The organism is Chryseobacterium sp. KBW03 (assembly GCF_003852415.1).
Classification (GTDB): domain Bacteria; phylum Bacteroidota; class Bacteroidia; order Flavobacteriales; family Weeksellaceae; genus Chryseobacterium; species Chryseobacterium viscerum.
The window spans coordinates 361,322-387,930 of sequence record NZ_QAJO01000005.1; the positions used below are offsets into that span (position 1 = coordinate 361,322).

Consider the following 26,609-nt stretch of genomic DNA (forward strand, 5'->3'; position numbering starts at 1 on the left):
AAGGTTCAGAATATCTATTATATGATAGGTAATATCAATAATCTTATTAGAATAAAATTAAAAATTAAATTGTGTAAAATTTAATTTTAACCAATATATTTGCGAAGTAAAATTTCTCGTAAATTACATTACCATTTCAACGTATACTCTAATAGTAAAATCACCAACCAATGAATAAAGATTTAGAACAAAAAATAAAAAGTGTATTTCAGGAACAGAAGGCTTTTTTCAAAACGAATCAGACAAAAGATATTGAATTCAGAAAGACCCAGTTAAGAAAATTCCGTGACGTATTTTTACAGCATACAGATGATCTTTGCGAAGCTTTATCCATCGATTTGGGGAAAAGCAGAAAGGAAGCAGAATATGTGGAAATTCAAATTGTCATCAGTGAACTTGATTATCTTCTTGAGAATATTGATGAGTGGGCAAAACCGACTCCGGTACTTTCAAAACCACATCCGTCAGGAGCAGAAGTTGAGAGCAAGATAACCTATCAGCCTTACGGCGTTACTTATATTATTGGCCCATTCAACTACCCTGTTCAGCTGACATTCAGTCCGCTTATCGGAGCTCTGATTGCAGGAAATACGGCGATTATAAAACCTTCGGAAAATACGCCACATGTTGCAAAAGTTCTTGAGCAAATTGTCAATGAATCTTTTGACGAATCTTATGTAGCGGTTATTCAGGGAGCTATTGAGGAAAACACTCTCTTATTGAGCTTCCCTTTTGATTATATCTTCTTTACAGGAAGTCCGAATGTTGGAAAAATCGTGATGAAAGCAGCTGCAGAACAATTAATTCCATTGGCTCTGGAACTTGGAGGAAAATCTCCAACTATTGTTCATAAGGATGCAGATCTGGATAAAGCAGTGGCCAGAATATCGTATGGAAAATGGATCAACTGTGGTCAGACATGTGTTGCCCCAGACTATATTTACATCCATGAATCTATAAAAGATGCATTTATCGAAAAGTTTAAAGCAAACTTAGAAACCACTTATGAAGGTAATTCTTTAGGAAAAATCGGAAAAATTGTAAGTCAAAACCAGATTAAACACCTTGCAGGTTACCTGGAAGCAGCTCCTGAAAAGGTGGTCTATGGGGGGCATTATGACCTTGAAACCCGTCATTTTGAAGCTACAGTAATGGATAATGTTACCTGGGATGATCAAGTTATGCAGCAGGAAATTTTCGGTCCTATCCTTCCTATTATGACGTATAATGATATTGAAGAGGCTTTGGAAGAAATCAATAATCGTCCTAAACCATTGGCTTTATATGTTTTCACGGAAAATCAGGAGTTTGCAGATTACGTTCTCAATCATACGACTAGCGGAGATGCGGAAATCAACAGTACGATTATCCATGTTGGTTCTCACTATTTGCCTTTTGGAGGGGTGGGAACTTCAGGAATGGGAAAATATCATGGTAAATTCAGCTTTGAAAGTTTTAGTCACAGCCGTTCTGTTCTTCAGGTAAAATAATAATAGAGATAATACTCTGTATAAACCGAGACTGTTCATCATAGAACAGTCTTTTTTGTATAGCAGAATTACTATTTTTATTGATAAAAATTTGCATTTTTCTTTTAAAGGAAGGCCCTTAACAAACTTTAACCACATATAATTTTTACAATTCATTAATATTTAAGATATTTGCGCATTATTTTAAAAATAAAGAATGAAAAAAATCTTTGTAGTATCATTCATATCAGTTGGATATTTTCTGAACGCACAGAGTCTAAGCAACTCACCTTATGCAACTTATGGAATTGGAGATGTGAAATATGATAATACGATCGAAACTGCTTCTATGGGAGGTATATCCACTGCTTTTATCAGTGATTTTACCAGTAGTTTCAATTTTGCCAACCCGGCAAACAATGCCAATTTCGAACTTACGAGTATCAGATTGGAGGCTACCAATGAAAACAATTATTTCAAATCGAACTTTAACGATATGAAATCTACAAAGCATTCTACGTACCTTTCCAGTATTTCGTTGGCATTTCCGTTATCTTCAAAAGTAAAAATGGGAATCTCTTATCAGCCATACAGTTCTAAAAGCTACGATATCGTAACTGAACAGTTTGCTGAAGATAAGACTCCTCTTTATAAAAATAACTTTAAAGGAAGCGGAACTTTGAACACCGCACAGGTAGCAGTTTCTTATAAAATCAATCAGGAACTTTCTGTGGGGGCAAGAGCCAACCTTTATTTTGGAGATCTTAGTGACCTTAACGAATTCCGTGCTTATAATGCTGCCACTGGTAGTTATGCTGGTGAATATGTGAATGGTTATCAGACGAAAAACAGAATCAGAAACTTTAACTTTACCCTTGGTACAAGTTATCAGACTTTAAATACACGTACTGACAAGAAGTTTACAGTAGGGGCTACTGCTACATTTGGTAACACGAGTAATATGACTACTGAGTATATCAACAGTACCTACAGATATTCTGATGCTCAGGAAACGACAAAGGTTAGCGGATCAGAAACAATTATAGAACAGCAGGATACAAAATCTAAAAACCTTCTTCCATTACAGGCATCTGTAGGGGTTGGATATGGAAGTGAAAACCATTGGTTTGTATCCGGGCAGGTTGACTATAAAAAAGGAGAAAACATCGCTTATTTTGGTAAAACTTTTGATTTCCAGGATACCTACAGAATTTCTGCCGGTGGATGGTATCTTCCTAACTATAACAACTTCAGAAGCTACTTCTCAAGGGTAGTCTATAGATATGGGGCTTTCTATGAAAGAGGAAATCTTAATCTGGATGGAACGAGCATCAACAAATTCGGTATCTCAGGAGGGGTAATGCTTCCATTCAAAAACAGCAGTATCACCAGAATGAGTGGTCTTGAAATAGGAGTAGAAGTTGGAAAAAGAGGAACTCTTAGCAACAACCTGATCAATCAGAATTTCATCAACCTGAAAATCGGCTTTAATTTTGCTGATAAATGGTTCAGAAAGACTCTTTATAACTAGAATGAATTTTTCAGAAAAAATATCATATAAAAATATAGCATGCCTTTTTAGTTGTGCTATATTTTTTATATTGACATCCTGTGAAGAGGATCTTACCAAAAGAAATGGCAGTCAAAGTAAAAACTTCCCTTCACAGATTATCAACAACGCCAATATTATACAGCGTGACTCTGGTTTTGTCACTTTAAAAGCCAAAGCACCGATCATTGAAAAGTATGAGCTTATCGACAGCCCGTATGTTGTAGCCAGAAAAGGAATTGATATTGAGTTTTTTGATAAAAAGAAACCTAAAGTTCCGGGAAGGATTACAGCCAAATATGCCAGAATCTTTGAATACAAAAAATTCTACGAAGCCAAAGGTGATGTAAGAATAAAAACCAATGAAGGGCAGAGATTTGCGATGCAGAGTATTTATTGGGATCAAAGAAAGAACAGAATCTATACTAAAGATACGGTGTATGTTACCATGGAAGACGGCTCTACTCTAGTGGGTGCCAATGGAATGACTGCTAAAGATGATTTTTCCGAATATACCTTCTATAACAACTCAGGAGATTTCAGTTCAAAAAGAATTTCCGAGAATAAAAAATAAATCCAAAAAGAATGAAAGCTCTTGCTATTGGACTGATGTCCGGGACGAGTCTGGATGGTTTGGATATCTGTCTTGCAGCATTTGAAAAACAGGACAAATGGACCTTTCAAATCCTGAAATCCGAGACATTACCTTATTCTGAAGATTGGGAAAACAGACTCAAAAACTCCATTCATCTTTCTGCTGAAGACTTACTGGAACTGCATTCGGAATATGGTTTTTATCTGGGAGAGCAGGTTAAAGAATTTATTCATCAGCATCAGCTTGAAAATGTCAATCTGATTGCATCCCATGGCCATACCGTTTTTCATCAGCCTCAGAGAAAATTTACGCTGCAGATAGGTGACGGCAGAGCAATCAAGCTGGAAACCGGATTACCTGTCATCTATGATTTCAGAAGTCAGGATGTCCTGCTGAAAGGAAACGGAGCTCCACTGGTTCCGATAGGTGATGAATTGCTTTTTTCAAAATACAGTGCTTGTCTGAATCTTGGTGGATTTTCCAATATTTCTTTACAATCAGACGGAAAAAGGATCGCTTTTGATATTGCTCCTGTTAATATTGTATTGAATCATTTAGCGAAGAAGCTCCATAAAAGCTTTGATGAAAATGGAGAACTTGCGAAAAAAGGGAAAATACATGAAGCTTTACTTAATGAGCTTAACAATTTAGATTTCTATCAGCAATCGCATCCGAAATCATTAGGAATAGAATGGTGCCATCAACATGTATTTCCGGCTCTTGAGAATATCGAAATTTTAGATGCCCTTGCCACTTTTACTGAGCACTGTGCCCAGCAAATCGCTCATGTCATCAATAAGAACAATATAAAAGATATCCTTATCACCGGAGGGGGTGCTTACAACACTTTTTTAATTGAAAAAATAAGAGCAAAAACAAAATCCGAAGTCATCATCCCTGAAAAAGAGATCATCGATTATAAGGAAGCTCTGATCTTCGCCTTTATGGGTGTTTTAAAAATAAATAACGAGGTGAATGTATTGTCTTCCGCAACGGGAAGCTCCTATGATCACTGCTCGGGAATCATCGTATAGATAAACTTACTTTCATAGATTTATTTCATTTACTAGCTCGGCTAAGGAAATATCAAGTGCATAAGCTATAACAGAAATAGTGAAAATACTGGAAGTAACCTTTCCATTTTCAATCTTATAAAGATCCTGTCTATTCTTCCTTATCATCATAGCAGCTTATGTTTGTGAAAGTTTTTTCTTTTCACGAAATATTCTTACCCAATTACCTAATTCGATAAGTATTCTTCCCTTTAATTCTGAGATTTTATTTTCTTCAATGTATTTCACTTCCACAAAGGGAACCATAAAATACTACATTTTTGTATTCTTATAATATTGTATTTTTTGTCTACTTGTAAAACATTACAAACCTATCTCAAAAACTTAATAGGGATTCAATGAATTAAAAAATCTTACGACAAGTTTTGTCGCTGCTTAGAGATAATTTTACACCAGAAAAGCACATATTTAGATATTTGTAATGAATATTCAGTTAAGAATAGTATAGCTTATGTTAAATGACATAAACATATTTTTCAATGTATTAAAAAGTGTTAAATTCGAAAAGTTTTAAATAAACTAATTAATAACTCAGAAAACAATAATACAAGAATGAAGAAATTCTATATCAGTGTATTCACCTTATGCACGGTCTTGGGCACCTCTGCCCAGGAAGTGGTATGGCAGAAAGATATCAAATCCTCTACCCAGGATTTTTTAAGCCAGGTTACCACTACAATCGATCAACAATACCTGATCACCGGAAGCTCTATTCAAAGTAATAATCAGCAGACTTCAGGAAGTAAGCAAAACAACGGTTATGATTTCCATTTGGTAAAACTCAACCAACAAGGAAATGAAGTGTGGGAAAAATACTTTTCCGGATCCAATCATGATTATTTATCAGCAACAGTTACAACACAGGATGGTGGATTTCTTTTGGCGGGAACCTCCTATTCAGGAAAAGGACTGGATAAAAAAGAGGATTCCAAAGGAGGATCAGACATCTGGCTGATTAGAATCAATGAATTTGGGGACCAAATCTGGCAAAAAACCATTGGCTCGTCGGCCGATGAAGAAGCCAGAGCTGTGATTCAAACTACGGATTTAGGATTCTTTGTTGCTGGTAACGTGCAAAACGCTGCAAAAGGTTATGGTTCAAAAGATGTTTTAATTACCAAATTAGACAAAGACGGAAAAGAATTATCCCAGCTTATTTTAGGAGGAAAAGGCTTGGACGAAGTGGAGAAGATGATTCCAACCCGCGATGGTGGTGCACTGCTCGGAATATATTCACGCAGTAATGCCGGAGGTACAAAGAAAACGGAAAATTATGGCGAAGGAGACTTTTGGGTAATAAAACTTGATAAAAACTCGAAAGTGGAATGGGAAAAAAACTTTGGAGGGAAAGCAGATGATCATTTGAGAACATTGGCTTTAACTTCTAGTGGTTTCATCATTGGTGGAGAATCCAGGTCGGAAAGATCAGGAAACAAAACGGTAGGTATAGAAGAAGGCACAGATCTATGGCTGATATCTTTAAACGAAAGAGGAGAAGAACAATGGCAGAAATCCTACAACTTCAAGAACCGTGATATTTTAATGGGAATGAGTGTAATTCATTCTGCGGATGATAAATCTTCCAAAGGAATTTTATTGGGAGGCTATACTCAGGCTGAAGGAAGGATACAAACCGATGACGAAACTTTCTGGATGCTGTACATGGATCAGAATGGCAATGAACAGTGGAGAAAGCATATCACCGGAGAATCTAGGAAGAAAGAGGAAAGGCTTTCCGATTTAAAACTCAACAGAGATGGTTCAATTGTGTTGGCCGGAACAAGTGCCGAAGAATTGGGTAAAGAAAACTGGAAGATTGTGAAATTGGGAGACAAGCAGGTTGATCAGTTAATTGAAAAGTATGATATCAAAATCTATCCAAACCCTGTCTCTGATTATGCTTATGTAGAAATTGGCTTTGATTTCAAAGATGCTGATATTCTCTTGTATGATATGAGCGGTAGACAGCTGCAAAATATAAAAACCAAGAACAGAGTGACTAAGATCAATACCCAGACTTTGGTTCAGGGAGCGTATCTGATTACGATAAAAACGGATACCAACAAAACAGCAAATGCCAAATTAATTAAGAAATAAAACACAATAATGAAAACCATACATAAATTACTGTCATTATCTATATTGATTTTTGGCATGGGAAAGGCACAAAGAAATTTTGGAGATACTCCAGAACCAGTTCCTTCGGTTTCGTCTTTCTCCTCTTATGTGAATACGCCTGTTTCACTATCAACAGGTGTTCCTAATATATCAATACCTTTATTTAGCTTACCTACTATCAATAGCCAATTGGAAATGTCTACCGGCTTGAGTTACCATGTCGCTAATGCATCAGGGAATAAACCCGGTAGTGAGGTTGGTATCGGATGGTCCCTGGGCAGTGGAGGAAGTATATCCCGTGTTGTAAACAACGAGGTTGATGAATTTTATGATAATGCCAGTAAACCGGATTATAAGAAAAATCAATTTGATGATGTGTATTATTATAATATTCCCGGGAACTCAGGTAAGTTTACCTTTATCAGGGATCTCACCAACAACACCTTTACTTTAAACCATATTTCAGGCAACAATATTAAAATTGAATACACAAGAGATGCTAATACAGCAACATTAGTTTTGAATTCATTCAAAATTACTGATGAAAAGGGGTTCAAATATATTTTTGAAGACTATAGCAAGTCTTTGAACGGAACTAACTTTTACTTTAAATCTGCTTTCTTTCTTACTAAAATTCTGGATGAAAGCAATATTGAAGTTGCAACTTTTAGCTACCAAAAAGATAATATTAATAAACAAGGAAGTACCACTTTACTATACCAAAGCTGTAAACTAAAAGAAATTTCTACAGATTTGGGAAAGCTTAGTTTTGAAAATATCTACGAGCCTTTAAAAGAAAAAGGATACGATGACCCCTACAAAATAAATAGTGCATCCCTTTTTGATAAATCAAACAGGCTTATTTCCAAATATAAATTTTCGTATTTCGGTGGAAGCAAGAGAGAGCTGAAAAGTTTGGAAAAATTAAACAACAATCAGGAAAGTATTGAAAAAAGATCATTTGAATATAGTGATTTATCGTCTGTAGAATACCAGAATATTGGAAATAAAGATTACATCTGTACTAGTTATACTACTACAGAATACAAGTACCGCACTTTGAATAAGATAATCCATCCTGAAGGGGGATATACAATCTATAATTTTCAGTTTAATGAAATTTATCAAGATAACAGCTCACTTCAGCTAAATAACAGCAGTTTGACTAATCCCTATTTACAAAAGTTAAATGATGAGACAATCTATTTTGACACAAATCAAAGTAGTGTATACAACCTTCACGTAGATACTGAAAAAGCTTATTATATAGGTTTTTTTTATGATGAAATATATGATAATAAGTATCCTGTACATATGCCCCATGTAATTACTTTTAAGCTTAAAAAATCTGGTGTAGAGATTCAGCCTGTTACTTCTACCTGTAGCAAATACCTTCTGACACCAGGTGATTATACTTTTGAGATTAAAGGGCAAGGAAATAGCCCCGGCTTCGGAAATGGAAACATAATATATCATACCATTATTACAGCACCAATGCCTTATAGAAATACATTACAGGTTAACACAGGGGTAAGAATCGCAAGTATTCAGCATTTTGACAGCAATAATGCATTGAAAAAGACAACCAAATATGAATATAACTCATTTTTGAACCCTAATGATTCCAGCGGAGGGTCTTATACTTCTGAAAACTGTCATGGGAATAGTGAATTTTATGATAACGGAATCATACTATATAAAAATGTAAAAGAAATGTATGGAGACACAGGCAATAACTTGGGATATACGAACTATTCTTTTAAAATGCCTCAAGATTTCACCTCATCCATACCTTCCTTCCGACCTTATTATAATATCACCTCCACCGGGCTTTTGTATAAACAAGAAGTGTATAACCAGCAAAATATAATGACAAGCTCACAAAATACAGAGTATGTGATGGAGGATATTCCCGGAGCGCCTCAGTATTCCACCTGTTCTGTATATAATTCAAAAGCAGCTTGGATAAAATCTGCAAAAGTGACTTCTACAACCTTCTTTGATAACTCATCAAATCTTGTAAGCAATAGCGAGACTTTGTATAGCCCTTATAATTTTGCACCTTCAATGGTAAAAGAGACTTCTCCCGAAGGCATCATTACGGAAAAAGTAATACGGTATGCATCTGATGTTGCCAGCACCAAATTGATGAATGCCCGTATGCTAACTACTCCTTTGCAGACAGAAACCAAAGTAGACGGACAGCTGGTCGCAAAGTCAGAAACTAAATTTGATAATCCTGCGAATCTGTATCCCAGCTCAGTAGTTTCTTATGATGTTAAGAGCTTGGCTCCCACAACAGAAACTACCATTAATAATTATGATGGCAAAGGAAATCCAAGAGAAGTTATTTCAAAATCAGGAATTCCTACTGCTATTATTTATGGATATAACGGAACTCAGCCGATTGCAAAAATTACAGGAGCATCTTACAATCAGATTGCAGCTCTTACGGCTGTTACAACAGCCATTGCTGCCTCTGATGCTGATGCCTCTAATCCTGCTAATGAGCCTGATTTGATTATTGCTTTGGAAAATTTAAGAAAAGATCCTGCAATGAAAGATTATTCCATTACGACCTATACCTATGATCCGCTTATCGGAACAACCTCGGTTACATCTCCTAACGGAATAAGAATAGTGTATAAGTATGATAATTCCAACAGATTACAGAGGCTTGAAGATAAAGACGGTAACATCCTGAAAGAATACGAATATAACTACAAACATTAAAAGTGATGAGTGAATATTTAAAACATACACCAAAGCTTTTAACCCTTATTATCTAAGAAATTATGAAAAGAATTTTAAACATATTCAGCATATTGTTTGTAGCAGGATCATTGTATGCACAAACAAGTCCGAGTACTACGGAAAATTATATACAGACCAGAACCTATCTGGAAAAAGTAACCTCTTCCAGTCCTAATGCCAGACAAGCTCAGTCTATTCAGTATTTTGATGGGTTAGGAAGAGTCATACAGACCATTGATGTGAAAGCAACCCCATCAGGAAAAGATATTGTAATGCCAATTGTTTATGATGAGTTTGGAAGACAGACCAAAAACTATCTTCCGGTTCCTCAACCGGGAACCCAGGGAGGGGCCATCTATAATGCCCCGTTAAATAATGCCACGGCTATTTACGGAAATGAAAGGATCTATGGAGAAAAAGTTTTAGAAAATGCCCCAACAAGCAAAGTAAAACAAGTTACCCCCATAGGAAACGAATGGACTCTTCATCCTTCAAAGTTTACCTATGCTGCCAATACCACAGGAGAAGTGATATGGTTTGGTGCACCTACTTCCGGTTCTGTGATTTACAAAGGGAAATATTCTGCCAATACACTATACAAGAATACCGTAACAGATGCTGATGGAAATCTTACCATTGAGTTTACCAATGGCCTGGGACAGGTTATTTTGGTAAGAAAGAATGACGGTACCAAAGACGTAGATACCTACTATGTATATAATGAATATGGTCAGTTGGCTTATGTAATTCCTCCTTTGGCTGTAAAAGATGCTGCACCGGATCAGACAGCCTTAGATAATCTTTGTTACCAATATCAATATGATGGGCAAGGGAGAATGATAGAAAAAAAGCTTCCGGGTAAAGGCTGGGAATACATGATCTACGACAAGCAGGACAGACTGGTGGGTACTCAGGATACTGAATTAAAGAAAAAAGGACAATGGCTGTACACCAAATACGACCAGTTTGGAAGAGTAGCCTTTACCGGAATTTCTTCCGGAGGAACAAGAGCTTCTGAACAGGGCTTAGCTAATAATTTTCCCACCAACAATGTCAAAAGAACTGATTTTCCATTCTTCAACCGGGAAGGTATGGATGTTTTTTATGATCCCGATCAAACCTATCCCAATGTGGTTTGGGTAAAGCTACTGTCCGTAAATTATTATGATACTTATCCCCAATATAGCTTCAATCCTGCATTCCCGGCAGCGATATTAGGAACACCTGTTATTTCAGACATTCAGAATACCAGTGTGAATACTAAAAATCTTCCGGTAATAAGCCTGGTTAAAAATATCGAAGATGATAACTGGACGAAAAACTATGTGTATTATGATGACAGAGGAAGAGCTATCGGAACCTATTCTATCAATCATCTGGGAGGGTATACCAAAACCGAAACAGAACTTGATTTTGCCGGGGTTACGAAGCAGTCAAAAGTCTATCATAAAAGACTTTCTTCAGATACAGAGAAAGTAATTACTCAGTCTTTTGAATACGATGTTCAAAACAGACTAAAAAAACAATGGCATCAGGTGAATAGCCAACCGCAGGAGCTTTTAGCAGAGAACAGTTACAACGAGTTATCCCAGCTTTACAATAAAAAGGTAGGAAATAATCTGCAGAATATTGATTACGCTTATGACATTAGAGGTTCTGTTATTAAAGTGAATAATCCTGCCAGTCTTAATGGAAAATTATTTGGATATGAACTGAAATATACCAACCCGTCTGGAACTACATCAAAATATAATGGAACTGTTGGAGAAGTAGACTGGAAGACAGCCAATGATAATATATTGAGAAGGTATACCTACGAATATGACGGACTGAACAGACTTAAAAAAGCAGTGTATTCCGAGCCCGGAGCTTCAGTTCCGCAGAATGGTTTCTATAATGAAACGATAGGATATGATATGAACAGCAATATTACTTCCCTCAAGAGAAATACCGGAATGTTCGGGATGGCATCCCTTATGGATGATCTTACTTATAATTATACCGGAAACAGATTAAATACTGTTACAGATACTTCTACCAACTACAGCGGTTATCCTGATGCATCGGGAAATACCATTTCCTATGATGATAACGGAAATATGACAAACCATATCGATAAAGGAGTCTTGCAGATAGATTATAACTTCCTGAATCTTCCGGATTATGTAAAGTTTGATACGGAGTACAGATCGCATGATACTTCAGTGCTTTACAATGTCAATACCAGATATACCTATCGTGCAGATGGTACAAAGTTGAGAAAAGTCTATACGTATGGAACAGGAAGAGCCCAATTTGAAACAGCCAATATTACAGACTATCTGGATGGGTTTCAGTATGAAGGAGATGATATCGTAAGCAGTACTCCGCCGGCTCTGGAATTAAAGTTTGTTCCCACTGCTGAGGGCTATTATAATTTTGAAAATAATAAGTATATTTACAGCTATACCGACCATCTGGGAAATGTACGTCTAAGCTATTTTAAAAATACCAGTGGCAGCGCAGAAGCTCTTGAAGAAAGCAATTACTACGCTTTCGGATTAAAGCATATAGGATACAATCATGCAGTAGGTAACCCATCATATAATTACCAATACAATGGTAAGGAAGTACAAAAAGAAACCGGCTGGAATGATTACGGTGCCAGAATGTACATGTCTGACATCGGCCGATGGGGAGTGATAGATCCTTTGGCAGAAACATCAAGAAGGTTCTCACCATATGCTTACGCTTTAAACAATCCTGTCAGCTTTATAGATCCTGACGGAAGAAAAGCAATGGTACCTAATGAAGCCAGCAATATAGTTCCTCCACATCCGAACTCAGGATGGTGGATGGGTATTACAGGAGAAAGGGGAGACAGAACGGGACCAACAGGAGTTGGACGTGGTGGTGGCCCAATTGCAGGAAACCTTCCAACATTTGGGGAAACACAGGAGTTTAGAAATATTATGGCTTATCTAGCTGAGCCTGGAAAAGAATATTTCAAAGGAATTGATTTTACAAAATTTAATTCTGATAAGGAAGGTCCTGGAGATAAAGAAAAAAGCCAACAAAAAGTAACACTTTCAGGAAAAATTAGAAATTTTACAGGTAAGTTTTCAATATCATATGATTATGAAGTAAAAGATGGTAAAACTATAGTTTCTGATATTAAAATGCATACGAACCTGAATGATAATTGGAGTCCGCTTGATTCTTGGAATGAAAACGTAAATGGAAGTATGGAAGAAGAACCTATTTATACAGTAAGAGGAAATTATATATTTTTCGAAACTTATGGAACTTTGAAATTATTAGACTTTTCATTTTCCAAAAACGGAGTTTCGGGAGGGTTTTCAATTTTTGAATTCCCTTATAAATTTACAGGATATGTTAATGTAAATAATCCAAGTAATTCAAATGTACATATTAAAGCAATTAAACCTTAAAAATATGAGATTATTAATAGGTTCTATAATTACATTCATAGTAATTTATCTTTTGACATTTTTTGTCATCAATGTAGTATTTAATTTAGACAACACTAATCTAGTGTCTCTTGTTTCTATAATACTATTTGTAATAGTATATATTTACTATAGGTTTTTTCTTAAAAAATCTAACAAAGAATAATATAAAATATATCTGATGATAGAAGAGGCTGTCCAAAAAGGACAGCCTCTTTATTATTTATAAGCTTCGATCTTATCGGTAAGCGTATTGATAAAGTTCTGTAATGGTTTTTCTACCATCATTTTGATGAAAGGATTAAATTTCCCTTCAAACAACATCTGAACTTCAGTCTGGTTTTCACTAATTGGGTTTAAAGTTGCTGTTAATGTAAAATCCAAGCTTGAACTTGCAGATCTTAAAACAGCCTTTTGATCATCTACTTCATCTATTTTTAACGCGATTTCCGGCATTCCCTGTAATCCAAATTTAAATCCGTTATCTCTTGTTTCAAACTTTTGAAGACCATCCGGCATAAAATCTTTGTAATTTTCAGGTGATTTTAGCAATTCGGTAAGCTCTTTAGATGATTTATTGACAATAATCTTTCGTCCTTCTAAATTCATTTTTTATTTTTGTATTTAAATTCTTAACTCTTACAAATGTATAAAGTTTTTATCAACGAAAAAAAATTATTAATATCTAAGCATCCTGAAGAACTTGAAAAAAAGCTTGGGTATGAAAATTATACGACTTTAGAGATCGCTCTTGATCTTTTGGAGAATACTTCTGTGCAGGAACTGAATGTATATGGTGAGAATTTGGACGAAATCTGGCAGGAATTCCAAAAGCTTTTCAGAATTATAGAAGCAGCAGGAGGGCTTGTCAATAATCCTGAAGGTAAGATTCTTTTCATTAAAAGACTTGGTAAGTGGGATCTTCCCAAGGGGAAAATGGAAAAAGGAGAATCCAGAGAAGAGTCTGCAGTACGTGAAATAGAAGAAGAAACCGGTCTGAAAGATGTTGAACTTCTAAAGTTCATCAATACCACCTATCATATTTATATAGAAAGAAATGGTGAGAAAATCTTAAAATGCACCCATTGGTTTGAAATGAGCTTCGATGGAGAAGACACTTCCACGCCTCAGATAGAAGAGGGCATTACTGAAGTAGCCTGGAAAACAACATCACAGATTGAGAATGAAGTATTTCCGAGCACCTTCAAAAATATTCAGCTCATTGTACAAGAATTCTGGGATTTAAAGATTAAATAAATTTAATATTAAAAAACCGGAAGCTGGAAAAGGGAGACTCATGTTTCTATTCGAACCGTTCTCCCCTACAGCTATATTTTTTGATGTACATTACATCAATTTCTGAAGTTTATACAAAGTCAATCAGTTTCTCAAGGGCAATTCCTCTGGATCCTTTCAACAATATGTTTTCAGATTGAATTTTATTCTGTTTTAAATATTCCATCAATACTGTTGTATTTTCAAAAGCAAGATCTGAAGGATTAACTGCCTTAAAATACTTTCCTACCGTAATAATTTCATCGAAATTCAGATCCTGAGCCAGTTTTAAGATGTTTTGGTGCTCTTTTTTGCTTTCATCTCCCAGTTCAAGCATATCTCCGATAATAATGGTTTTACGGCCTTCAAAACTGATAAAGTTATTCAATGAAGCAGTCATAGAACTTGGGTTGGCATTATAGGTATCCAGAACCAAAGTTCTTCCCTCCTTTTTCACCACCTGAGATCTCATATTGGTAGGCGTATACAATTCCAGAGCATGTTTTATTTTCTCAAAACTGATTCCGAAATGAAGACCAAGACTTGCGGCTGCACAAAGATTGGTAAAATTGTATTCTCCTGTCAGTTTTGAAACAGCTTTTACTCCCTGATAAGCTAATCCTACAAAATGTTCTTCCGAAAAAGATTCAAAATTATAATCGGATGCATCTTTTCCAAAGGTAATTTTAGGGGAATAATCTTCTGTTTTCTCAACCTGGATAGGATCATTTTCGTTAACAACAATGGTTTTATGATTGTTTTTAAGATAATCATATAGTTCAGACTTCCCTTTGATCACTCCTTCGAATCCTCCGAATCCTTCTAAATGAGCTTTTCCAAAATTGGTAATATATCCTAAATCAGGTTGTGAGATGGTACACAGAAATTCAATTTCTTTCTGATGATTAGCTCCCATCTCAATGACGGCCATCTCATGTTCAGGTTTAATGGAAAGGATCGTCAAAGGAACTCCGATATGGTTATTCAGGTTTCCGAATGTATACTGAACATTAAACTTTTCTGAAAGAACAGCATGAATCAATTCTTTTGTAGTAGTCTTTCCGTTACTCCCTGTAAGCCCGATAAAAGGAATGGCAAGCCTGCTTCTGTGATAGAGAGAGAGCTGCTGTAAAAACTCAAGGGTAGACGGAACATAGAAAATATTTTTATCTCTGTTTTCAAATTCCGGAAGCTCAACAATTACTGCCAAAGCTCCATCATCTATGGCTTTTTCTGCTAAAGTAGCCGCATTGAAATTCTCACCGGAAAAGGCAAAGAAAATATCATTCTCTGCTATTTTTCTGCTATCAATAGTCACCTTTGCGGCCTGCAGAAATAAAGGATAAAACTGTTCTATATTCATGTGGAAATATATATATATTTTTTAAAGAGGTCACATGCAATCGCCAAATCTATATGAGTATTTTAGACTTTTTAATCAAAGCGATTTCATGGTTCAAAAATAAAAAAACCTTCCGGAAATCCGGAAGGTTTTTTATAAGTATTTTTTGATAAATATTATCTTCTAGTTCTACTCTTATCGTTTGTTCTAGAATCCTGTGCAACACGGAATCCTACCCAACCATAAGCTCTGTTTTGATTTTTATATCTTCTTTGTCCCGGGTCCAGCCAATACGCTGTATCCTGCCAAGAACCTCCTTTTACTACTCTAACCTCGTTAGAAATTCCAGAAGTTCTTTCTTTAGTATCTTTCTGTAGTTTCACTCTACCCGTTCCATCTACAACGAAACTTGTTTTAGGAGCGTTGTACATATCAAATCCTGCAGCAGAATCTGAAGCTCTGTAATATTCTAAAGAAGATTGTCTGTCACCATCTCTGTAATTTCTGTAGTCAGCGATAGTCTGTCTTTCGAATTGTCCAGGAAGTCCTTTATAAACTAATCTTCCGTCAGCTAAAGTATCATATTTGATACTACCTTCGTCGATCATTTTATAAGTTCCGTCACCGTTTCTTACGATAGCTTGAGGCATGTTTCCTCTATAGTAGTTGAAATCACTGTAATCCTCATCAATGATAGGTCTGTAAACGTCAGCAGTCCATTCTGAAACGTTACCGAACATACCATAAACACCAAGATCATTAGATGGATACTTTCTTACATCAGAAGTTTGTGCAGAACCATCGTTCTTCCATCCTGAGATACCAGAATAATCCCCTTTACCCATTTTGAAGTTTTCAAGGAACATTCCTCTGTCTCTTCCTTTAGTACCTCTTAATCTTTCGATTTCAGGTTTTTTACCTAAGTATTGGTTATATTCTCTGGTTTTAGCCATACCAAGAGCTGCATATTCCCATTCTACTTCAGTAGGAAGTCTGAACTTCTGTACCATTGCAGAATTTGGAGCTCTGTTGGCTGCAAGCAATCTCTGGTTTGTAGTTTTCATCCCAGTTTTTTGCTGCATTCTTTTCTCATTAATATATCCTTGCATTTCAGGATCATTCGATTTGAATTTATCCATGTTGAATGCAGTACCTCCTTGGTTATTGGATTCGTTGATATACAAATCTTTAGCAATAATACCAGACTGCATCAAAGCTTTTTCGTTCGCTCTGTCTGTCAGCCATTCACAGTATCTGTTTGCCTGTGTCCAAGAAACTCCTACAACTGGATAGTAATCGAATTCCGGAGAACGCAAATACGTTTCGTTATAATCGTTTCTAGCTAATTTGTTGTCCCATAATAAGGTATCAGGTAAAGCACCGTTATAGATCTCCTTAAAACTCGGGTCACTTGGTGGGAATACATACTTCAACCATGTCAGGTATTCGCGGTATTCGTAGTTAGTAATTTCAGTTTCACCGATAAAGAATGAACTTACCTGCATTCTGCGAGGTGTGTTATTCCAATCGTGCATAACATCATCTTTCACTAATCCCATCGTAAAAGTTCCACCTTCTACATATACCATTCCAGGCCACCCCTTCTGCTTCTGTTGCTTTCCTGCAAAAAACCAACCTTGTTTTTCGTTTGGTTTCCAACCTGTTTTGCTGACAAATTTTTTGGTACCGCCACCCTTGCTGGTTCCTGATCCGCCACAGCTGGTTAATGCAAGTGTAGAACTTAATGCTATTAATGAAAACAACTTTAGTTTTTTCATAGTTGATATAAATATTTTCAAAGTACAAAGAAAAAATAAATTATTCAATAAATCAAGTAAACATTTGATTTTTTTGAAAAACGTTAACAAATTAATTTTATTGTATCGCAATTTAATTCTAAAATTTTCATTTATTTTGTAATTTAGCAATTTCAATAGTAAACATGAAACGAAAAATTACGCTTTTATCTTTAATCGCTTTTGCATCAACACTTTACGCCCAGAGAAACACCATAGAATGGAGTGGCTCTAAAATTCAGGATTTTGGTGACACAAAATTGAATCTTCCAAATTTTAAAAATGAAGGTTTTTCTTTCAACCAAAATAACGTTTTTATAGTAACCAAGCAAAAAATTGGAGAAAAGCAATTAAAAATTTCAGACCTTGTCTGGGAAAACGTTTCCAATCAGGATTTATTTGAACTTGATAAAGGCAGTCTTCCCAATTATGATGTGGCAGATGTTGCCTATTATACTTTAGATGGAGACAGCTATGCAAGTGTGAGTATCGCTTTATTCAAAAATGTAAAAGGCCGTGTTCAGAGATTATCCTCATTTAATGTTTCAGAAGCCTCCGCATTTGTCAATACTACAGGTACTGTCAGTAAAATAGGATCCAACATTAACCCATTATCAAGTGGGAATTTCTACAAAATAAAAGTAGACAAATCCGGAGTATTCAAAATTACCTCTCAATTTTTAAAAGATAACGGAATCAATCCTGGTTCTGTAAATCCTAAAAATTTCAGAATCTATGGAAACGGGGGGGTAATGCTTCCTGAGTTTAACCAGGATGCGAGATACGGAGCCTTACAGGAAAACGCTATTCAGGTAGTGGGTGAAGATGACGGCGTATGGAATGATAATGATTATGCTCTTTTCTATGCACAGGGACCTGATGGATACAATCTTTATGATACTTCCAATGGAAATGGTTTTAAAAGAAAGGATACCCGATTCAGCGAAAGAAGCAATAATGTCAAAAATATATATGAGGATTTCTCTTATTACTATATCAACTTTGACAAAGGTTCCGGTAAAAGGGTTCCGACGGTTGATGGAACTCTTCCGGCCCAGGTAATTACAAGATACGACAATTATCAGGTGATCAACAAGGATCAGAAAAACCTGTTGAAAGTGGGTAGAACATGGGTAGAAGACACTCCTTTCAACAATGAAAAAACAATAACGCTTGCTACCAATTCGCCCATACAGGCAAATGATGTTGTACGATACAGAGCACAGGTGATAGCTTATAATTCACAACAGAATACGATTGATTTTAAGATCAATAATTTAAATCCGCACCCGCTGCAAATAATCCCTTCAGATACATCAACATATCAGTATACCTTCTATCCTGTAACCTATACAGGTTCTCTTACCAATCTTACCGGGAACCAGATTACAATGGTTTTGAACCCTGATATTTCTAAAAACCCTAACGGAACTTTCTATTTTGATTATGTAGAAGTTCAGTATAAGGAAAATCTGGCTTTCAATGGTTCACAGATGAATTTCAGAGATTATTCGATTGTAAGTGGAAGCAATACAGATTATGGTTTCAGCATTAGCAACGCTGCTAATATTGAACAGGTATGGGATGTAACGGATATTACAAATGCTACTAAAAGGGTTAATAAAGGAGGAGCCGGCTCTTTCAACTTTGCCTATACTGCTGCTGATCAGAATTTCAATAATGAATTTGTGGCTTTCCGTGCTGATGCTGCTTTCAGTCCTCAGTTTGTAGGAAGAATTTCAAATCAGAATCTTTCTGCTTTACAAAATGTAGATTACCTTATCCTTACTGTACCTGAAATGATGGGCCAGGCACAAAGACTTGCCAGCTACCATCAGACCAATCATAATTATAAGGTAGAAATTGTAGATGTTAACAAGATCTATGAAGAATATGGCAGTGGAAGCAAAGACCTTACTGCTGTAAGAGATTTCGTAAGCAAGCTAAATACTCCTCTTGGAAGACTTCAGTATGTATTTATTCTGGGGGATGCCTCATTTGATTATAAGAACAGGGTTCCGAATAATACAAACGTTGTTGCCAGCTACCAGAGTGAGCAGTCTTCAGATTATGTATCATCATTTGTAACGGATGATTATATTGTAATGACCAAGCCGCAGACTACATTATTAATTGAAAATAATTTACCGGATCTGCCAGTGGGTAGAATTCCTGCCGCGAATACCAGTGAAGCCGGAGATATGATCAATAAAACGCTGGCTTATTATAATTCTCTTCAGGGACAATCAAGTCCTTTCGGAGACTGGCGTATGAGACTTGACTTTGTAGTGGATGATAATAATGAAGGAGGAAGTCCTTTCCACAATGTCATGAACAACTCTCTGGTTAGTATATTTGAACAACCTGGCCAGGTAGACCTGAAAGAATATAATGTTAAAAAATTATACCTGGATGCCTTTACCGCTCAGAGTACATCCGGAGGTCGAAGATATCCGCAGGTAAACCAGGCTATTTCCAACGCTATCGGAAACAGCTTATATCTTTTCTATTTCGGACATGGAGGAATCAACGGTTGGGCACAGGAAAGAGTATTGACAAGTACTGAGGTTCAGAATGCCAATAACTTCTCCAATGTATACAGCAGATTCCCGTTTGTGTCTACCATCACCTGTGAATTTACTTTATGGGATGAGCCTTCAACCAACTCTGTAGGAGAACAGTTTATTAAAATGAAACAGGGAGGTGCATCAACAATGATTACTTCCAGCCGTGCCATTGGGGTAGATTACGGACGTGACTTTACCAATACATTGACTCAAAATATATTTAAGCTTACCAACGATGATTTCAACTCATTAGGAAATGCTCATTTAATTGCTAAAAAGCAAAAGGGTCCCAACAATAATCACTTAAAGGTAAACTTATTGGGTGACCCTGCTATGAAACTGAGCAGACCACAAAGACTTCTGATCATTGATAATATCGAAACACCAGTTCCGGGACTGATCAGAGGTTTGGATTTTGTTAAAATAAAAGGACACGTCAATAATACGAACGGAACATTGAACAGTACCTTCAACGGAAAGGTCAGCATCAATATTTTCGATAAGAGATTAAATAAGAAAACTTTAAATAACAATGGAGTTTTATCTCCTGTATTAGATTATACTGAAGAAGGAAGCGCCATTGTAAAAGCCGCCGGAACTGCTGTGAACGGTGTATTTACTGCCGAATTCTACGTCCCTAAAGACATCAACTACGCAGTAGGTCAAGGAAGAATACTAGCCTACGCAGACAACAAATCTACGGATGTTTTCAACAATCAGGCTGTACAGGTAGGTGATATCAACCCTAACGGAATTAATGATAACCAGCCGCCAAAGGTAAAACTGTATATGAATAACACCAACTTTGCTGATGGCGGAATTACCAATCAGAACCCTATGCTTCTGGCTTGTCTTACGGATGATACAGGAATTAATTCAACCGGATCAGGAGTCGGTCACGATATTACCGTATACCTTGACGGGCAGATTATCAATACTGTTGTTTTGAATGATTTTTATGCTCCGGGAGAAGGAAACGGATGTTTAAACCCAAGTCTTGCCGACTATCAGAAAGGAAATGTTACCTATCCTTTCAGAAATATGTCAATCGGACAACACCAATTGACATTTAAAGTTTGGGACATAAACAATAATTCAACAAGTGCTACGTTAAATTTTGAAGTTAAGGATGAATCCGACCAACACCTGACGATCAACCGTCCGCTGAACTGGCCAAATCCATTTACTAATAAAACATATATTCAGTTTGAACACAATTGTGATGATATTCTGGATGTGAACGTACAGATTTATACAATAACGGGAAGACTGGTAAGAACTTTATCACAACCTGTGGTGGCAGAACCGTTCCTACAGGGCTTTAGAACCCCTCGTCAGGCAATAGAATGGGACGGAAGAGATGATTTTGGGGCTACTGTTGCAAAAGGTACGTATATTTTTAAGATATTTGCAAAAAGTCAAAATCAAGAAAAATGCAAAGGAAGTGCTACAGCTGTAGAAAAAATGGTACTTTTGAAATAATTAAATAATACATAGACAATAATATTAACAAAAAACTGATAATATATAAAAGACAACATATGAATTTAACTACTAAACTGCTTTTAGGATTTGGTTTGAGTGCTGGTTTTTTAGGCTATTCGCAAGATTTAGGTAAAGTAAACCCAGTTCTTACCGGAGCTCCTTTCCTAAGAATTGCTCCTGATGCGAGATCGGGAGGTATGGGAGATCAAGGGGTGGTAACCTCTCCGGATGCATTTTCTCAATTCTGGAATGCGGCTAAATATCCTTTCAGCAGAACAAGTTCTTCCGTAGGTCTTAACTATACACCTTACATGGGAAAACTTACCAATGATGTATTCTTATTATATGCTTCGTTCCACAAGTTCCTGGGGCAGGAAGAAAGATCTACAATTTCTGCAAGTATCTATTATTTCAATATGGGACAGGTAGACCTGACTCAGTTGGTAGGTACAGAAATTGCATCAATGGGTACATCAAAACCAAACGAATTCTCAATTGACGTTGCCTACGCTTTGAAGCTTTCTGATTCATTCTCTGGTGCTGTTACCGGTAGATTCATCCGTTCAGACTTAGCCGGAGGTTTCAACACAGATACTACACTTAAGGCTGCAAACAGTTTTGCAGTAGACGTTTCAGGATACTATACTTCTCCAAGATTCTCCAGTATTGGTGGATATGATGGGAAGGTAAATGCAGGTTTGGCTATTCAGAACTTAGGTCCGAAACTGGATTATACAGGAAATGAAGAATCAAGATCTTATCTTCCGACTATGGCAAGATTAGGGGTTGGATATGACATGTACCTGGATGATATGAATAGAGTAGGAATCTCTGTAGAAGGTTCAAAACTTTTGGTTCCTGGATCTGAGTATGCAGGAATAGACCCTAATACAAGACAGCCTATTTATCAAATCCCTAACGTAGGGCCAATGGCTGGTATCGGAAAATCTTTCAAAAACAAAAATAGTATCATGTACAGTGGTGCTTTAGAATATTCTTATGACAATGCTTTTTCTGTAAGAGGAGGTTACTTCCATGAAAGTGAAGAGCAGGGAGCAAGACAGTTTGCAACAGCGGGTGTTGGACTAAAATACCGTTCTTTCGGACTTGATCTTTCTTACCTGATCAATATGTCTAAAATCAACAGTGCATTGGATAATACTCTTCGTTTCGGTCTTACCTGGAACATTGGAGAAGAAACATCCAATAACGATCGTTAAAAAAAGCAAAAGCTATACAAAAAAGCCTCATACATTGTAATGAGGCTTTTTTTTGTCAATTTATTTATAATAACAATTGACTATTGACCTTTAAACAATTGAATGGTATAATCAAGAAGTCTTCCATCCCCATAATCCCCATGTCCAGGAACGACGATTTTTACATTGGGATATTCTTTTTTTACTTTTTCAACGGTATTGGACCACGCAGAAACATTGGCGTCTCCCAAATATCCTTTGCCTGCCTCAAGTTCTTTCAACAAACAGCCTCCAAACAGAATATTTTCACTTGGAAAATACCCCACTGCATTATCCTTTGTATGGCCTTCCCCAAAAAATTTTGCAGTAACCTCTTTATCTCCTACTTTCAGAACAACTGCATCATTGAAACTGTTTTCAGGAATGACGAAATGATTTTCTTTGGCCAATTCAATTGTTTTAGCATATGAATAAGAAGGAATACTATGCTTGTGGAATGCCATCAATCCACCTAAACTATCATCATGAAAATGAGTAGGAATCACCGCATTGATTTTTGCATGGAGTTTTTCAGTAATCCATTTAATAAGCTCTTCGGAACTTTTATCATTAGTAGGAGTATCAAAAACGATAGTTTCATCATGATCTTTTACAATCAATCCGTTACAAGGGACATTTCCAAAATCATTGGTTTGTTTAAAGGAAGTATGAATAAAAGAATGTTCTGAAATCTGAGTAATGATCAGAGTATTGGATTTATAAATTTCTTTTGCTTTAAAAGGATCTTTATTCCGTGAACTGCAGCTTAGGATAATGAAAGAAAATAAAATGACAACTATATTATTAATACTAATTTTCATGAGCCTGAATATTTAAGAGTTGAGATAAGCTAAGGTAAGAATTCATAAAACACGATTTGTCAGCGAAAATGTTAAAGTGAATCCTCAATCCACTTTTGTTGGTGTGTTTATTTTTAAACACTCAGTAACGCTCATTAAAAAAATATAATATTTAAGTTTACAAAAGTCTCTTTTTTATGGCGCTTTTCTTAAATTCAATAGCTATTTTTGTAATATGAACTATTCGGCGGAACTAAAAAAATTTGTAACCAGTCAGTATGTATATTCTGCCATCAGAATTACATTAGCTACTGTTCTGCCTTGTCTAGTCCTCGCCCACTTCGGGATTTTGAAAGAATACTTCCTCTTCCCTCTCGGAACCAGCTTTGTAGCCCTTACGGATCAGCCCGGCCCATTTATCCGAAGAAGAAATGCCCTTACCTTTGCGATCTTCTGTTTTGTTTTTGTCGCACTCATTGCAAGTCTTGTGATGAATATTAAGCTATTGGTTCTTCTTGAGGTTATCGTATTCGGGATGTTTTTCTCACTCATTGGGGTTTATGGTCAAAGATTGGCTGCTGTAGGCTCATTATCCCTGGTTGTGCTTGCTATCTTTATTGACGGGCATCTTACGGGAAGTAATATCTTTAAAAGTCTGCTGATCTTTGCTTCAGGCTGTATTTGGTTTTTACTCATATTCCTTATCGTAACCACCATACGTCCTTATAAACTGGCGAGCCAGATGATTGGAGAGAATTATCTTCAGCTGGCTGAGTTTTTAAAGATTAAAGCCAATTATTACCAGAAGAATCCAGATTTTAACAAACTGACCACTCAGGTGATTGCGAAACAGATTGCAATAAAAAACCTGCAGGAAGATACCCGGGAAACGGTTTTTAAAACGAGAACCATCGTCAATGAATCGACAACCACCAGCCGTTTGTTGATGCTGATGTTCCTGAATTCCATGGACCTTCATGAAAAGCTGATGACTTCTGAAAGTGACTATCAAAAACTGCAGCAGAGTTTCGAAGACAGTATGATTCTGGTGAATATCCATGATTATCTCAATCTTTTGGCAGAAGAGATTACCAATATAGGAATCGCCCTTCAAAGTGGAACCAGAGCAAAACCACTGTCTGATCTGGAACTGGAATTAAAGAACTTAAATTATAATTATTTCGAGCTTAGAAATAAACAACTGTCTTCCGACAACCTGGAAAATTTCATGATCCTGCGTCAGATCCTGATGCGTATCTATGAAATCACGAAAGAAATCAACGAGATCTATAAAGTATTTTCTCAGAATATAAAACTGGCGAAGAGTTTATCCACAGGATTAGATTTGAAAAAATTTATGCCTAATGAGCCTAAATTGAATGCCAAGGTTTTAAGAAATAATATTTCATTATCATCTTCCCATTTCCGTCACGCCATAAGAATTACAACCGCTTTATTGTTGGGGTACCTTTTTTCTATGTTCGATCTTTTGGGACTGGGGCATACTTACTGGATATTAATTACCATTACGGCTATTTTAAAACCTGCTTATTCCATTACAAAACAGCGAAATCTTCTTCGTCTCTATGGAACCATTGCCGGAGCAACGATTGCTTACGTTATTCTGCATTTTATCCATATTAACGGAGTATTACTGGCTATTCTGCTTGTCAGTATGATCATGTGTTTCAGCTTTTTGAAAGGACGGTACTTCTGGGCGGTATTATTCATGACTATTTATGTTTTCCTGAGTTTTAATTTTTTAAATCCAGGAAAGGTTAATATCATTTTTAAAGACAGAATCGTTGATACAGCGATTGCAGGAATCATTGCTTTTGTGGTGTCTTATATTGTATTGCCGGTCTGGGAACATACCCAAAATCTGGATCTGATGAAAAAGTCTGCCGCAGACAACCTTATCTATTTCCAGAGTGTAATTTCTAAATTCTTACAGGGAAATTTTGACCTTGAGGAGTATAAAGTAAAAAGAAAAAATGCCATCATTTCTTTGGCCAATCTTTCCGATAATTTTCAGAGAATGATTTCTGATCCTAAAAATCAGCAGAAAAAACTGGAAGTAGTACATCAGTTTGTGGCAACCTCCCATTTGATCACAGCCTATACTGCTTCGTTATCTCAATATGCAAAAAGTAATGAGGTATATCCTGAAATAGATGCTGAAAGCTGGAGCAGAAAGATTGAAGCAGAAATGCAGCAAACCTCTACCCTTCTCAACGGAAATGACGTGAACGAAACCCTGAAAATGGAAAGCCGTCTTGAGCCGGAAGATTCTTCCATTGAAGATATGTTGTTGAAAAGAAAAACCGAGATTGAAGAAAATGACATTGTTGACAGAAGAGATCCTGATAAAATATCACATTTGACGGAGCTTAAAAATATCCACGATATTCTGGAGCTGATCTATGATGTAGCAAAAGAACAGAGAAAGGTCATCGAAAAATATAAAAATGAAACAGAGCCTACTCCTCCACAATCGTAAAACAGTAGTCATCAAAAAATTCTACCCTGGCTTTGAATTCATCTGAAAACTGATCGTCATATACACGGCAGCTTATTTTATGAAGGTGCTTCAGCTCAAAAGGCTTTACCTCATAATTCTTCTTTAAAGACCAATATTTTGAGTGATGAATTTTGTACATGCTTTCCTTTACACTCCATATAATGGTGTAAAAAGTATCGGCTTTATCTTCGGGAATGAATCCGCGTTCATTTTCATAGGTGAATTTATCGATTACCCTTAAAATCTTAGGGTTGAATTTTTCGACATCAATTCCTATTTTATTTTTAGAAATGGCTATGGCAGCAAAAGGAAAAGAATGCGTAATAGAAATTTCCGCATCGTTGGGAGAAAGAAAAGGTTCTCTTTCTTTATATAAAATTTTAGAATGAGGTTTTAGTCCTTTCAGAAGTTTACGGACCATCAGTACTTCAAGGAGTTTCTTAGGATGATAATCTTTCACCTTTTCAGCATTCTCCGGCTCCAGAAGGTCGTTGATATCAAGCTCTTCATCCTCATCATATTTCCAAACAAGGATCGTGGCATTATCATCTGAAAAATCTCTGTAAAGGGGCATTCTT

General features: G+C 36.3%; 16 protein-coding genes. 11 read left to right on the forward strand and 5 right to left on the reverse strand.

From position 1 onward, the window contains the following. Positions 1-170: 170 nt before the first annotated feature. The 7 genes from mdlD (at position 171) to DBR39_RS13170 (ending at position 12,989) form a co-directional block, all read left to right on the forward strand. On the forward strand, positions 171-1,490 hold the full coding sequence (mdlD, locus tag DBR39_RS13140; protein ID WP_124533777.1) for an NAD(P)-dependent benzaldehyde dehydrogenase MdlD: 1,320 nt from the start codon (positions 171-173) through the stop codon (positions 1,488-1,490). Positions 1,491-1,686: 196 nt separating this feature from the next. Beyond that, a complete protein-coding gene (locus tag DBR39_RS13145; RefSeq protein WP_124533779.1) occupies positions 1,687-3,000 on the forward strand; it encodes a hypothetical protein in 1,314 nt (437 codons plus the stop codon). A gap of 1 nt (position 3,001) precedes the next feature. Continuing rightward, on the forward strand, positions 3,002-3,592 hold the full coding sequence (gene lptC, locus DBR39_RS13150) for an LPS export ABC transporter periplasmic protein LptC (protein ID WP_103232933.1): 591 nt from the start codon (positions 3,002-3,004) through the stop codon (positions 3,590-3,592). Positions 3,593-3,603: 11 nt separating this feature from the next. Beyond that, complete coding sequence (locus DBR39_RS13155) at positions 3,604-4,647, forward strand: anhydro-N-acetylmuramic acid kinase (protein ID WP_124533781.1); 1,044 nt, start codon at positions 3,604-3,606, stop codon at positions 4,645-4,647. A 591-nt stretch (positions 4,648-5,238) separates the two neighbouring features. Beyond that, on the forward strand, positions 5,239-6,783 hold the full coding sequence (locus tag DBR39_RS13160) for a T9SS type A sorting domain-containing protein (protein WP_124533783.1): 1,545 nt from the start codon (positions 5,239-5,241) through the stop codon (positions 6,781-6,783). A 9-nt stretch (positions 6,784-6,792) separates the two neighbouring features. Next, positions 6,793-9,537, forward strand: coding sequence for a hypothetical protein (locus DBR39_RS13165; RefSeq protein ID WP_124533785.1), 2,745 nt, complete (start codon positions 6,793-6,795; stop codon positions 9,535-9,537). A 62-nt stretch (positions 9,538-9,599) separates the two neighbouring features. After that, the gene (locus DBR39_RS13170) at positions 9,600-12,989 is read left to right on the forward strand and encodes a DUF6443 domain-containing protein (RefSeq protein WP_124533787.1); all 3,390 of its coding nucleotides are present in this window, start codon (positions 9,600-9,602) and stop codon (positions 12,987-12,989) included. Positions 12,990-13,226: 237 nt separating this feature from the next. Here the strand turns inward: DBR39_RS13170 and DBR39_RS13175 are convergent, their stop codons facing one another. After that, positions 13,227-13,616, reverse strand: coding sequence for an SRPBCC family protein (locus DBR39_RS13175; protein WP_124533789.1), 390 nt, complete (start codon positions 13,614-13,616; stop codon positions 13,227-13,229). Positions 13,617-13,652: 36 nt separating this feature from the next. Between DBR39_RS13175 and DBR39_RS13180 the strand changes: the two genes are divergently transcribed. Then, entirely contained in the window at positions 13,653-14,264 is a 612-nt protein-coding gene (locus tag DBR39_RS13180) for an NUDIX hydrolase (RefSeq protein WP_124533791.1), read from the forward strand. A gap of 109 nt (positions 14,265-14,373) precedes the next feature. Here DBR39_RS13180 and DBR39_RS13185 read toward each other — a convergent pair whose 3' ends face one another. Both DBR39_RS13185 and gldJ read right to left on the reverse strand, forming a co-directional pair. Beyond that, complete coding sequence (locus tag DBR39_RS13185; RefSeq protein WP_124533793.1) at positions 14,374-15,645, reverse strand: UDP-N-acetylmuramoyl-tripeptide--D-alanyl-D-alanine ligase; 1,272 nt, start codon at positions 15,643-15,645, stop codon at positions 14,374-14,376. A gap of 155 nt (positions 15,646-15,800) precedes the next feature. Beyond that, positions 15,801-17,402, reverse strand: coding sequence for a gliding motility lipoprotein GldJ (gene gldJ / locus DBR39_RS13190; RefSeq protein ID WP_103232928.1), 1,602 nt, complete (start codon positions 17,400-17,402; stop codon positions 15,801-15,803). A gap of 164 nt (positions 17,403-17,566) precedes the next feature. Here gldJ and porU point away from each other — a divergent pair, with 164 nt between their 5' ends. Both porU and porV read left to right on the forward strand, forming a co-directional pair. Next, positions 17,567-21,469, forward strand: coding sequence for a type IX secretion system sortase PorU (gene porU, locus DBR39_RS13195; RefSeq protein WP_124533795.1), 3,903 nt, complete (start codon positions 17,567-17,569; stop codon positions 21,467-21,469). A 59-nt stretch (positions 21,470-21,528) separates the two neighbouring features. Then, a complete protein-coding gene (gene porV / locus DBR39_RS13200; protein ID WP_124533797.1) occupies positions 21,529-22,692 on the forward strand; it encodes a type IX secretion system outer membrane channel protein PorV in 1,164 nt (387 codons plus the stop codon). Positions 22,693-22,772: 80 nt separating this feature from the next. Here porV and blaCHM read toward each other — a convergent pair whose 3' ends face one another. Further along, complete coding sequence (blaCHM, locus tag DBR39_RS13205) at positions 22,773-23,531, reverse strand: CHM family subclass B1 metallo-beta-lactamase (RefSeq protein ID WP_124533799.1); 759 nt, start codon at positions 23,529-23,531, stop codon at positions 22,773-22,775. A 214-nt stretch (positions 23,532-23,745) separates the two neighbouring features. On the opposite strand from blaCHM, the gene DBR39_RS13210 reads away from it, so the two are divergent. Continuing rightward, positions 23,746-26,010, forward strand: coding sequence for an FUSC family protein (locus DBR39_RS13210; protein WP_124533801.1), 2,265 nt, complete (start codon positions 23,746-23,748; stop codon positions 26,008-26,010). Here the strand turns inward: DBR39_RS13210 and DBR39_RS13215 are convergent. Beyond that, entirely contained in the window at positions 25,991-26,605 is a 615-nt protein-coding gene (locus DBR39_RS13215) for a 4'-phosphopantetheinyl transferase family protein (RefSeq protein ID WP_124533803.1), read from the reverse strand. The genes DBR39_RS13210 and DBR39_RS13215 overlap by 20 nt on opposite strands. Positions 26,606-26,609 lie beyond the last annotated feature (4 nt).